This is a genomic window from Glaesserella sp. (genome assembly GCF_041817755.1).
GTDB lineage: Bacteria > Pseudomonadota > Gammaproteobacteria > Enterobacterales > Pasteurellaceae > Glaesserella.
This window is the reverse complement of sequence record NZ_JBGYBX010000034.1, coordinates 36193-47677: the sequence shown is the minus strand read 5'-3', so window position 1 is coordinate 47677 and position 11485 is coordinate 36193. Positions and strand designations below refer to the sequence as shown.

At 43.3% G+C, this 11485-nt stretch carries 13 protein-coding genes; 10 read left to right on the top strand and 3 right to left on the bottom strand.

Annotated features, from left to right (window positions below; translation table 11 throughout):
• The 3 genes from ACEYKX_RS04665 to trmL form a co-directional block, all read left to right on the top strand.
• A partial coding sequence (locus tag ACEYKX_RS04665; RefSeq protein WP_373766557.1) for an IS3 family transposase occupies nucleotides 1–104 on the top strand: 104 nt, incomplete at its 5' end.
• Between the two features lie 61 nt (nucleotides 105–165).
• Nucleotides 166–2520, top strand: coding sequence for a penicillin-binding protein 1C (gene pbpC / locus ACEYKX_RS04660; RefSeq protein WP_373766271.1), 2355 nt, complete (start codon nucleotides 166–168; stop codon nucleotides 2518–2520).
• Nucleotides 2521–2657: 137 nt separating this feature from the next.
• Nucleotides 2658–3137, top strand: coding sequence for a tRNA (uridine(34)/cytosine(34)/5-carboxymethylaminomethyluridine(34)-2'-O)-methyltransferase TrmL (trmL, locus tag ACEYKX_RS04655; protein ID WP_373766272.1), 480 nt, complete (start codon nucleotides 2658–2660; stop codon nucleotides 3135–3137).
• Between the two features lie 42 nt (nucleotides 3138–3179).
• Here trmL and ACEYKX_RS04650 read toward each other — a convergent pair whose 3' ends face one another.
• From ACEYKX_RS04650 to exbB, 3 genes are read right to left on the bottom strand one after another with little or no spacing between them, the layout of a single operon-like run.
• Nucleotides 3180–4019 carry an energy transducer TonB gene (locus tag ACEYKX_RS04650; protein WP_373766273.1) on the bottom strand — a complete coding sequence of 280 codons (840 nt, stop codon included), beginning with the start codon at nucleotides 4017–4019 and terminating at the stop codon, nucleotides 3180–3182.
• Nucleotides 4020–4028: 9 nt separating this feature from the next.
• The gene (gene exbD / locus ACEYKX_RS04645) at nucleotides 4029–4415 is read right to left on the bottom strand and encodes a TonB system transport protein ExbD (RefSeq protein WP_373766274.1); all 387 of its coding nucleotides are present in this window, start codon (nucleotides 4413–4415) and stop codon (nucleotides 4029–4031) included.
• A gap of 44 nt (nucleotides 4416–4459) precedes the next feature.
• Entirely contained in the window at nucleotides 4460–4909 is a 450-nt protein-coding gene (exbB, locus tag ACEYKX_RS04640) for a TonB-system energizer ExbB (RefSeq protein ID WP_373766275.1), read from the bottom strand.
• A 187-nt stretch (nucleotides 4910–5096) separates the two neighbouring features.
• On the opposite strand from exbB, the gene glpE reads away from it, so the two are divergent.
• The 7 genes from glpE (at nucleotide 5097) to ACEYKX_RS04605 (ending at nucleotide 11463) form a co-directional block, all read left to right on the top strand.
• Nucleotides 5097–5423 (top strand): thiosulfate sulfurtransferase GlpE, encoded by a 327-nt coding sequence (gene glpE / locus ACEYKX_RS04635; protein WP_373766276.1) that lies wholly within the window; start codon nucleotides 5097–5099, stop codon nucleotides 5421–5423.
• Between the two features lie 77 nt (nucleotides 5424–5500).
• Nucleotides 5501–6559, top strand: coding sequence for a protease SohB (gene sohB, locus ACEYKX_RS04630; protein ID WP_373766277.1), 1059 nt, complete (start codon nucleotides 5501–5503; stop codon nucleotides 6557–6559).
• 221 nt (nucleotides 6560–6780) lie between these two features.
• The gene (gene dusB / locus ACEYKX_RS04625) at nucleotides 6781–7755 is read left to right on the top strand and encodes a tRNA dihydrouridine synthase DusB (RefSeq protein WP_373766278.1); all 975 of its coding nucleotides are present in this window, start codon (nucleotides 6781–6783) and stop codon (nucleotides 7753–7755) included.
• 17 nt (nucleotides 7756–7772) lie between these two features.
• Entirely contained in the window at nucleotides 7773–8069 is a 297-nt protein-coding gene (gene fis / locus ACEYKX_RS04620; RefSeq protein WP_373766279.1) for a DNA-binding transcriptional regulator Fis, read from the top strand.
• Nucleotides 8070–8281: 212 nt separating this feature from the next.
• Complete coding sequence (gene smpB, locus ACEYKX_RS04615; protein WP_373766280.1) at nucleotides 8282–8761, top strand: SsrA-binding protein SmpB; 480 nt, start codon at nucleotides 8282–8284, stop codon at nucleotides 8759–8761.
• A 56-nt stretch (nucleotides 8762–8817) separates the two neighbouring features.
• Nucleotides 8818–10122, top strand: coding sequence for a serine--tRNA ligase (gene serS / locus ACEYKX_RS04610; protein WP_373766281.1), 1305 nt, complete (start codon nucleotides 8818–8820; stop codon nucleotides 10120–10122).
• Nucleotides 10123–10332: 210 nt separating this feature from the next.
• The gene (locus ACEYKX_RS04605; RefSeq protein WP_373766282.1) at nucleotides 10333–11463 is read left to right on the top strand and encodes a PIN domain-containing protein; all 1131 of its coding nucleotides are present in this window, start codon (nucleotides 10333–10335) and stop codon (nucleotides 11461–11463) included.
• Nucleotides 11464–11485: the final 22 nt, after the last annotated feature.

Genomic DNA, 11485 nt, shown 5'->3' with positions numbered 1-11485 from the left:
CAGAAATTGAAGAATATTTGGTGTATTACAACCAAAAACGAATTAAACCCGACTTAAAAGGATTGAGCCCGGCACAATACCGAGCTCAATATTTACGTGAGTAACCTGTCCAACTTTTGGGGGGCAGATCAACAAGCGGTCGGTTTCGCTTAGTTTTTTGCAAATATGATGATGCAATCCGTTCGGTTTAAAAAAGCGTTTCGTCGAATAGGCTACGCCCTGTTATGCGGCTTCTGTTTTGCAGTCATAGTGCGCCTGTTGCCTCATCCGCCGTTAAAAGCGCGGTTCGATTACTCAACGGCGGTTTATGACGAACAAGATCAGCTAATCCGGTTAACCACTGCGGATGATCAGCGCTACCGTTTATGGACACCGCTCAGCGAGATTTCTCCGTATTTAGTCAATGCCGTCTTGTTTCAAGAGGATCAATGGTTTTATTGGCACTTGGGCGTAAACCCGTACGGCTTAGCGCGTGGTGCCGTACAGACCTATTTATTGGGGAATTCTCCGCAAGGCGGCTCAACGTTAACCATGCAACTGGCCCGTATTTTATGGCGGATTGACAGCCGTACTTTAACGGGAAAGATCGAGCAAATAGTCAGAGCGATACAATTAGAATTGCAATATTCCAAAGCCGAGATTTTGGAAGCCTATTTCAATTTTGCTCCGTATGGACGCAATATCGAAGGTGCCGGCACGGCGAGTTTGATTTATTTTAATAAAGCCAATTCACGACTGAATTTAGCCGAAGCGATGACGTTGGCAATTTTGCCCAAGAATCCGACCGCTTACATTCGTCAACATAATCACCAGCTTAACCCGGCATTATGGCAGGCGCGCAATCAGCTTTATCAACGTTGGTTGACGGCGCACCCGACAGATCGTCAATGGCAGAGTGATTTTCAACTCAATTATCCGTTACGCCCGTTAGAAAAACTGCCGTTTATCGCTCCGCATTTAACCGATCAGCTATTGCAGCAGTACCCGAGTGAAACGCAGCTTCATACGACGCTAAATACTCAATTGCAAGGTTTAATCGAACGTATCACACAGCGTTATTTGGCTCAGCAAAGCCGAAAAGGGGTAAATAATGCAGCGGTGTTACTGCTCAATCATCGCAATATGGAAGTGAAAGCGCTAATCGGCTCGGGAGATTATTTGAACCCGCAGATGTCAGGGCAGATTAACGGTACGGCAGTGAAGCGTTCTTACGGTTCGACGCTAAAGCCATTTATTTATGCATTGGCGTTTGATCAGGGATTAGCGCATCCGAAAACCGTATTGAAAGACTTACCGACCTCATTCAATGACTATACGCCGGAAAACTATGAAGGTAACTTTTTAGGCCCGGTTACCCTTGAACATGCCTTAATTCAAAGTCGTAATATCCCGGCAATCGACATGGCGAGCAAATTGACCTCGTTTGACCTTTACGATTTGTTGCAACAGGCGGATATGCCGTTGCCGAAAGCCAAATCACACTACGGTCTATCGCTCGTATTGGGCGGTGCGGAACTCACGGCGCAACAATTGGCGGAGTTGTATGCCGCTTTGGCGAATCAAGGCATGTGGCAACGGTTACGATGGCTGAAAAACAGCCCGCCGTCATTGGCGAAACTGTTGTTCAGTCGGGAAAGTGCCGTCATGGTTAGCGATATCTTGAGTAAGACGCCGAGAACGGATATACAGAATAAATCCGTTATCGCCTCTTTGCCGATTTATTGGAAAACCGGCACCTCCAACGGTTTGCGTGATGCTTGGACGGTCGGTTATTTCGGTGATTTCACTTTAGTCGTGTGGTTTGGAAATTTTAATAATAAAACGAACCCGCACTTTATCGGGCGAGAGTTGGCAACACCATTGTTTTTACAGTTAGCCGATAACATTATCGCGCGCTATCCGACGATGTCGGATATCCGCCGTGATAAAGATTTGAATTTAAAAACGCTGGAAGTATGCGCGGCGGACGGTAATTTGCCGAATCAATATTGCACACAGAGTATGAATACATTATTTATTCCCGGTAAATCACCGATTAAAGTTAGCCAAATTCACCAAGCGTTTCAAGTGGAACGCGGAACCGACTTATTGGCTTGTCCGCCGTTTCAAGCCGATAAAAGCGAACAAAAGATCTATGAGATATGGAGTAGTGAATTTGAAAAAATATTTGCTCAAGCGGGCATAGTGAAACGCAAGCCGATTATTAATCCGCAGTGCCCGTATTTACAGCATAATCAAAGCCTGCAATTACTGACGGATAACCACTTAAATATCACCTCGCCTCAAAAGCAACGAGAATATATTCTCACCCGCGGCGGTCACGATAAGATCCCATTGACGGCAAGTACGACAGGGGAAGTCAGCACCTTGTATTGGTTTGTGAACAACCGCTATTTAGGCGACAGCAGTCCGAATCAACCATTATTATGGCAACCCCAAAGCAGTGGTCAATACCAACTTTCCGTGGCGGATGAAAAGGGCCGAAGCCGTAGTATTCTCGTTCGGGTTAAGTTTTCGTAACAAGCGGTCGGTTGTCGGCATTATTTTGCAAAAAACGGCGCAGATCAGACCGCTTGTTACGCATAACGGATTGTCTGCATTGCGTTAAAGCGGATTTCACTTCATAATTTAAGCAAAATGATTTCGCTAGGATGATTATGTTAGATATTGTGTTATATGAACCTGAAATCCCGCAAAACAGTGGGAATATTATCCGCCTTTGCGCCAATTGTGGTTTCCGTTTGCATATGATCGAACCCCTCGGCTTTGCTTGGGACGATAAAAAATTACGCCGTTCGGGCTTGGATTATCATGAGTTCGTGGATATTCGGAAATATAAAAATTTTGATGATTTCTTAGAAAGAGCAAAACCGAAACGTCTGTTTGCCTTGACGACGAAAGGGGAGCCGAACCATAGCGACGTACAGTATGAGCGGGGGGATTTTCTGATGTTCGGGCCGGAAAGCCGTGGGATTCCCGGCGCCATTTTGGATACGCTACCGATGTCGCAAAAAATCCGCATACCGATGTGTAAAGACAGCCGTAGCATGAATTTATCCAATGCCGTAGCGGTAGTGGTTTACGAGGCTTGGCGGCAATTCGGTTATCCAAATGCCGTACCGAGACAAAATATTTAGTTAAAAAGAAAAGCCCTTAGCTGAAAACTAAGGGCTTTGCGTTTATTGAATCGAGAATTTGACCGGCACCGTTAAGGAGGTCGGGAATCCCGGCGGCGGTGGCGAATTCATTTTGGTGCTTTGCGCTGCTTTCGTTGCGGCGGCATCCAAGTTGCCGTTGCCCGATGAGTTAACCACTTGCACGCTCGTGACTTGTCCGGAAGGAGAAAGTCGGAACGATAACGTCACCACACCGGTTTTGCGCATCATTTTTTCACGCTGCGGATAAGCATTGTTGGCGCGTTGTTGCAACATGCGCTGCAATTGGGCTTTGTAGGCATTGATTTCTCCGCCGCTTGCCGAACCGCTGTTTAGCGTCCCGCTGCCTTTCGGAGAGCCGTTAGCCACTCCTTCTTGATTTTTTGTGCCCTGTACGGCATTCGGGATTGCTTTGGCGACAACGCCTTGTTTTGCCTCAGGACCTTTTTCCAGCGCTTTCACCGGCGGTTTCTCTTTCGGTTTTTCCTTTGGTTTCTCTTTCGGTTTTTCCTTTGGTTTCTCTTTAGGCTTTTCTTTCGGTTTTTCCTTTGGTTTTTCTTTCGGCTTCTCTTTCGGTTTAGGCGGCTCCGGTTTTGGTTCCGGAATTGGTTCGGCTTCCGGAACAGGCTCAGGTTTTTTTACCGGCTCAGGCTCTTTAACCTCTTCTTGAACAGGTTCTTCGGCGGCAACGGCAACTTGCTCCTGTTCCAAACGGGCGGCAAGCATTTCCATAGAAAGGCTGGTAACTTCTTCCGTCGGCGGCTGCGGCGTTGAGGTATAAACCATACCGAAGATCGCCGCAAATGCAGTACCGTGTAAAACAAGCGAACTAACCAAGCCGATACGGGAGTAACGTTTTTTCATTGACCCATCCTATTTGGCGTTCTCTTTTTTCGTTACGATCGCGACATTTTTAATATTATTGGTCGCAAGTAAATCGGTCAGTTCGACAAATTTTTCAAATGTCACCGCCGCATCCACTTTTAGCGTCACCTTTTGGGTTTTATCCCAAGTGGCAATTTCCGTATTCAGCGCCTCTTTCGTGATGGGCTTATCGTTATAGAAAAATTCGTTATTTTCGGTAAGTGTCAGTAGTTTCGCCAACTCATCGGCTTTCATCGCTTGAGTCGTCGAGGCTTTCGGTACATTGACCGGAATTTTTCCTTGCGAAATGAATGATGCTGTGACGAGGACAATGGCTAAAAGGACCAACATAATATCAATGAAGGGGATAATGTTGATTTCGTCAAATTTCTTCATGGCAATTTCTCCGAATCGATAAATAGGTTGTCGACACAGACCGCTTAGGCGTTTCGGCGGGCGGCATTGGCTTGCCATTTCAGTTTATTTTCTTCTACTTTACGCCCGAATCCGTTGTAAAACATCATTGCCGGAATGGCGACCAATATACCGACGGCGGTTGCTTTCAGCGCCAGCGATAAATGCACCATGATGGAGGCCGCATCAATTTCACCACCCGAATTGCCGAGTTGGTAAAAGGTTAACAAAATCCCGATTACGGTACCTAATAAGCCGATATAAGGAGCGTTAGAACCGATGGTTGAAATAGTAGTGAGATTATGGGTGAGATCAATTTCCAACTCTTGCAACGTGTCGTAATTATTCACATCGACTTTTTTATAAAACAGTACCCGTTCAATAACTTTAGCGAACAAAACGACGCTCATCAAGGCCAATAAACCGAGAATAATGTAATCAATATAACGTTGTAAAAAGTCAAAAAGTTGCGCCATAGCATGCTCCCCTAAATAAGACAAATCGGAATAAAAATGCGTGCAAAAGATAATATGCACGCATTTGAGAATTGTTCTTATTATATAGGATTGAATCGATATTTCAATATAAATTCTGAGCGGAATCGATGTACAATTCATAATTTAGTGCTATATTCGCGCCTTTCGAAATTCATTCGGACTCAAAATGGAAGAAACATTCATTGAAATAACCCCGCAACAAGCGTGGGACATGATGCAAAGCGAAGATGCCGTGTTGGTGGATATTCGGGATGCGATTCGATTTAGCTACAGCCGCCCTCAAGGCGCGTTTCACTTGACGAATCACAGCTACGGCGTTTTTCAGGACGAATATGATTTTGATCAACCGATTATTGTCAGTTGTTATCACGGTGTCAGCAGCCGCGGCACTGCGCAATTTTTGGTCGAGCAAGGTTATGAACGGGTATATAGCGTAAAGGGCGGATTTGAAGGCTGGGTGAGAGCCGAATTACCGATCGAAACGGGCTATTAATACAAGCGGTCTGATCTTTGCAAAATGTTGCAAAAAAGTGACCGCTTGTATAAACAAAAATAAAAGAGGAAATGTATATGTGGAAAGAAGTCTTACTGAATTACGGGATTTTTTTATTGGAATTACTGACGGTCTTCGGCATTATCGCTGTTGTCGTGATGCTCATTTTAGACAGTCGTAAACAACCGGAAAAAGGTGCAATTGAAATCACCAATTTGACCGAAAAATATCGTGATCAGCATAAAGCGCTTGCCGGTTTTTTTCTGAGCGAAGCGGAGCAAAAACATCAGGAAAAACTGGAAAAGAAAGCGGAAAAAGAAAAAGCGAAAGCCGAGAAAAAACGCTTGAAAGAAGGTGGTGAATCTGCTGCGGAAAAGAGTAAGCCTCGTTTATTCGTCATCGATTTCCACGGCGACATACAGGCTCACGGTGTTAGCGCATTACGCAAAGAAATTGATGCGATTTTGACCCTTGCCGACCCGGAAAAGGACGATGTGTTGCTGAAATTGGAAAGCCCGGGCGGCGTGGTACACGGTTACGGGCTTGCCGCTTCCCAACTGCAACGATTAAAGAATGCTCGGATTCCGCTGACGGTTGCCGTCGATAAAGTGGCGGCAAGCGGCGGATACATGATGGCGTGCGTGGCGAACCGCATTGTTTCGGCACCGTTTGCGGTGATCGGCTCCGTCGGTGTGGTGGCGCAAGTGCCGAACATCCACCGTTTGCTGAAAAAGCATGATATTGATGTGGACGTCATGACGGCGGGAGAATACAAACGTACCGTCACGTTGGTCGGTGAAAATACCGAAAAAGGTAAACAAAAATTCCAACAAGAATTGGAAGAAACGCATACCTTGTTCAAACAGTTTGTTGCGGAACACCGACCGCAGTTGGAGATTGACAAAATTGCCACGGGCGAACATTGGTTCGGTCAACAGGCGTTGGCGTTAAATTTGGTTGATGCGATTTCAACCAGTGACGATTTAATTCTACAAGCCGTTAAAGACAAAGACGTGGTAGAAGTCAAATATCATCAAAAGAAAAAGCTATCGCAAAGATTGGGTGAACAAGTGGAATCCAGCGTAGTCAACCTGATCGGGCATATTTTGAATAAAAATCGCTCTTCCTTGTTGTAAGAAAAGGCGATAATTTGATAATTTTTGAACTTTATCAAAATTGCTGAATAAATAGGCTTCCAAAAGCCGAAAAAAATGCGTATGATACGCCTCCTTCGTCAGGAGTTCTTTGATGAATAACTGACCATGGGACGGCAATAAAGTACGGTTTTCAGCCGTACTTTTTATTTGGAAATCACTCTCGTAAAAATTGTTTTAAATTTAACCAAACGGACGAATTAATGCGTATAGGACAATATGACATTCAAAACCGTATTTTCCTTGCTCCGATGGCGGGTATTACCGACCAGCCTTTTCGACGATTATGCAGTCAGCTTGGTGCAGGTTTGACTTTTTCGGAGATGATGTCCACGAACCCAGAGGTATGGCATACCGAAAAATCAAAATTGCGCTTGGCGCATCATGATGAAATCGGTATCAATGCCGTGCAAATTGCGGGATCTGATCCTACGGAAATGGCGATGGCGGCAAAAGTCAATGTCGAGTACGGTGCAGACATTATTGATATCAATATGGGCTGCCCGGCGAAGAAGGTAAACAAAAAAATGGCAGGTTCCGCCCTGCTACGTGAACCGGATTTGGTCGCTCGCATTTTGGATGCCGTGGTGAATGCCGTTGATGTACCAGTGACACTAAAAATTAGAACGGGTTGGGATCCTGAAAACCGAAATTGCCTTGACATCGCCCGAATAGCGGAGCAAGCGGGTATTTCTGCATTAACCATTCATGGTCGTACCAGAAGTTGCTTATTTGAAGGCGAAGCCGAATATGACAGCATCAAAGCGGTAAAGGAAGCGGTATCGTTACCGATTATTGCAAACGGTGACATTACCTCCGCCGAAAAAGCAAAACAGGTACTTGACTATACACGGGCTGATGCAGTGATGATTGGGCGGGGCTGCTTAGGTCGCCCTTGGTTATTTTCGGAAATAGGATATTTCTTAGAGAAAGGACTTCTCGTTTCGACTTCATCGCTTGATGAAAAATGCCGCATCATGCTTAGGCACATTGAAGATCTCCACCGATTCTACGGGGAAGAGAAAGGCTATCGAATTGCCCGCAAGCATGTTGGTTGGTATGTCGAGCAATTTAAACCAAATTCAAATTTTAGACGTACTTTTAATGCGCTGGATTCCACCACGGAGCAGCTCAGTGCATTGAGAGATTTTGTGAAATCGATTCATCAGGAATCTTAATAAGCCGGATAAAGGACATGTTAGAACAGCAATCTACACAAAACCCATTAACAGTAGCGATGCTTAACGCTCAAGCTCAACAAGTGAACAAACCACTTCGTGACAATGTAAAACAAGCATTAAAGAATTATTTATCTCAGTTACATGGTGAAGATCCAACAGAATTGTACGAGTTGGTGTTATCTGAAATTGAGCATCCGATGTTAGACATGGTGATGCAATATACCCGCGGTAACCAAACCCGTGCAGCAACGATGTTAGGCATCAACCGTGGCACGTTACGCAAAAAACTGAAAAAATACGGTATGGGTTAATCCCTTTATCTGAATGCAGTAGAGAAAAACCTCATAAGCCAAGCTTGTGGGGTTTTTTGTTTAAACGGAAAAGTATGCTTTCCGTTTTCTTACAAGCGGTCGTTTTTGCCGGATTTTTTGCAAATTATTCGGCGGAACCGACCGCTTGTCATTCAAACTTCTTTCCATTTAAGGTACAATTCCCGCCAATTTTTTCTTAAAAGAACAACACAATGAGTAAAAAACCAAAAGTAGCGTCCAATACGATCGCCTTAAATAAACGAGCCAGACACGAGTATTTTATCGAAGAAGAAATTGAAGCAGGCTTAGAATTACAAGGCTGGGAAGTGAAATCCCTACGAGCGGGTAAGGCGAACATCGGCGACAGTTATGTTACCTTTCGCAACGGTGAAGCCTTTTTATTCGGCGGTACGATTACGCCGTTAAATGTCGCTTCAACCCATATCGTATGCGATCCGACCCGCACGCGTAAGTTATTGTTAAATAAGCGTGAATTAGATTCTCTCTACGGTAAAGTCAGTCGTGACGGATTTACCGTCGTTGCCCTCTCTCTTTATTGGAAAAATGCGTGGGCGAAAATCAAAATCGGCTTGGCAAAAGGGAAAAAACTGCACGATAAACGTGAAGACATTAAAGACCGCGAATGGCAAGTGGCGAAACAGCGCATTATGAAGAATGCGAATCGAGGCTAAAACCGTTACAAGCGGTAAGATTTAACCAATATTTTGTAAAAAGAAAGGATACTAAAATGATCGACCAAAACCTGCTGCGTACGAATCTTGATGAAGTCGCACAAATTTTAAAACTCAAACGTAACTTCAACCTTGATGTTGCTCGTGTTACCGGCCTTGAAGAACAACGCAAAGCATTGCAAGTCAAAGCGGAAAATCTTCAAGCGGAACGCAATGCCCGTTCTAAAAGTATCGGCGCAGCAAAAGCACGTGGCGAAGATATTTCTGCGTTACTGGCAGAAGTAGATACGATGGGTAGTGAATTAGATGCAGCAAAAGTGGAATTAGATAAAGTCCAAGCGGAAATTCGTGAACTGTTATTAAACATTCCTAACTTACCTGCCGATGAAGTGCCTGTGGGTAAAGACGACAGCGAAAACCTTGAAGTATCTCGCTGGGGTACGCCACGTCAATTTGATTTTGACATCAAAGATCACGTTACCCTTGGCGAAGGCTTAGGCGGTTTGGATTTTCCTGCGGGTGTTAAATTAACGGGAAGCCGTTTCGTCGTAATGAAAAGCGGTATTGCACGTTTACACCGTGCTTTATCTCAATTTATGTTGGATTTACACACAGAACAACACGGCTATGTAGAAACCTATGTGCCTTATCTTGTCAACCACGATACCCTTTACGGCACAGGGCAATTACCAAAATTCGGCGAAGATCTGTTCCATACTCAACCGTTAGAAGGACAAGATCCAAATGCGGTACAAAAACCGTACGCTTTAATCCCAACGGCTGAAGTGCCGGTCACTAATCTTGTGCGTGATGAGATCTTAGACGAAGAAAGTTTACCACTGAAACTGACCGCTCACACCCCGTGCTTCCGCTCAGAAGCAGGCTCTTACGGTCGTGATACACGCGGTTTAATTCGTATGCACCAGTTCGACAAAGTGGAAATGGTACAAATCGTTGCCCCTGAAAAATCCATGGAAGCCCTTGAAGAATTAACCGGACACGCAGAAAAAGTATTGCAGTTGCTCAATCTTCCATACCGTAAAATGTTACTTTGCTCCGGTGATATGGGCTTTGGTTCCAGCAAAACCTACGATTTAGAAGTGTGGCTACCGGCACAAAACACCTACCGTGAGATTTCATCTTGCTCAAATATGTGGGATTTCCAAGCTCGCCGTATGCAAGCACGTTGCAAAGCGAAAGGGGATAAGAAAACTCGCTTAGTACACACCTTAAACGGTTCAGGTTTAGCGGTCGGACGCACGCTTGTTGCCGTACTTGAAAACTACCAAAATGCAGATGGCTCAATTACCGTACCTGAAGTGTTGAAACCGTATATGGGGGGTGTAGAAGTTATTAAATAATCTACAAGCGGTGACTTTGCGCAAATATTTTGCAATCTAAGGATATCATATTAAAAACACCCTAATAAGAGAGCATGTTACCACTCATTAGGGTGTTATTTTAGGAGACGCATTAACTCATTAGTGAATATCTATGAGTTAAATATAAGTATATTCGGTTCTTTTATTTGTTATTTGCCGAATATATTAATAATAAAAAGAGAATAACACATGAAACATATTTTAATTGATTTTGAAAATGTCCAGCCTGAACCTGCCCATTTTAATTCATTGGATGACCACTGCCATATTTGGTTGTTTCTCGGTAAGCTCCAGCAAAAAACGTTACCGGTAGAATTTTGTGAAGCATTATGTCGTTTCGGTAAAAATGTTCATTTTATTCGAATCGCCAAAATTGGAAGAAATGCACTGGATTTTTATTTGACTTATTATTTGGGAAAAATCACGGAAAAAGATCATCACGCAGAAATTTGTATTTTATCGCGAGACGGTGGATTTGATGTCGTTATTGATCATATCTCTGAAAATCAACTCTGTCAGAGTATTGTAAGATTAGAGCAATTATCGGAAGAAAATAAATCGGAAACGGGGAATCAGGCATTACTCAGTGTCGTTAAAGCTGAACCTGAACAAGAACAAGAACCAAAGTTATTAGAAGAGCCGAATGAAAATACATTGTTAGCCTTTGCCAATAAAGTCGGAAAGTGGATCGTTTTTTCTGAAGATGGTGGAAAGGTCGATAATTTGTATTTGAATAGTTTTATTACTCAACATATTTTAAGAGATGAACTTTCCGATTTTAGCCAATCTGTGGTAAATAGAATATTGGACAACATTCTCCAAAAACTATTGGGTAAAGGCGTATTAACAGAGTTGTCGGAGAAAGGTAATTATAAATTAATAACGTTTAATGAGTTTTTTTCTCTTATTAAAGAGCGTGTGCTTATCTCTAAGGCAAAAACATCAACGGCGTTGAAAAATGTAATTGTAAATAGTGCAAAGGGACGTTATGTGGTATTGGATAATGAAGAGACAAAATCGATTATTCAATTATTAAAACAGGATAATATTTTAAGAGAAAATGATTCGAAAATAGAGTATGCACCGTTTAAAACCGAGGAGAAGAATCAAACTGTATTAGTTAAAGAAGATAATGAAAAATTAAAGAAAATACTGGGTTTTATGAATAAATGGAAAAATAAACCGAGTAATAAAGTGAAATTATCGAATGCAATTAGCTCACATTTAAAGATAGATAATGCAGAAGGGATTATTCAATTACTGATTCAACATAAGAAAATAGGTATAAATACTTCCGGGAAAGTCACTTATTCGAAATAACGTTACAATGCGACCGAACGGT

Coding starts and splice junctions, on each gene's coding strand:
- dusB (WP_373766278.1), top strand. CDS start 6,781: ATGCGTATAGGACAATATGACATTCAAAACCGTATTTTCCTTGCTCCG.
- smpB (WP_373766280.1), top strand. CDS start 8,282: ATGAGTAAAAAACCAAAAGTAGCGTCCAATACGATCGCCTTAAATAAA.
- trmL (WP_373766272.1), top strand. CDS start 2,658: ATGTTAGATATTGTGTTATATGAACCTGAAATCCCGCAAAACAGTGGG.
- pbpC (WP_373766271.1), top strand. CDS start 166: ATGATGATGCAATCCGTTCGGTTTAAAAAAGCGTTTCGTCGAATAGGC.
- exbD (WP_373766274.1), bottom strand. CDS start 4,415: ATGAAGAAATTTGACGAAATCAACATTATCCCCTTCATTGATATTATG.
- sohB (WP_373766277.1), top strand. CDS start 5,501: ATGTGGAAAGAAGTCTTACTGAATTACGGGATTTTTTTATTGGAATTA.
- ACEYKX_RS04650 (WP_373766273.1), bottom strand. CDS start 4,019: ATGAAAAAACGTTACTCCCGTATCGGCTTGGTTAGTTCGCTTGTTTTA.
- exbB (WP_373766275.1), bottom strand. CDS start 4,909: ATGGCGCAACTTTTTGACTTTTTACAACGTTATATTGATTACATTATT.
- glpE (WP_373766276.1), top strand. CDS start 5,097: ATGGAAGAAACATTCATTGAAATAACCCCGCAACAAGCGTGGGACATG.
- fis (WP_373766279.1), top strand. CDS start 7,773: ATGTTAGAACAGCAATCTACACAAAACCCATTAACAGTAGCGATGCTT.
- serS (WP_373766281.1), top strand. CDS start 8,818: ATGATCGACCAAAACCTGCTGCGTACGAATCTTGATGAAGTCGCACAA.
- ACEYKX_RS04605 (WP_373766282.1), top strand. CDS start 10,333: ATGAAACATATTTTAATTGATTTTGAAAATGTCCAGCCTGAACCTGCC.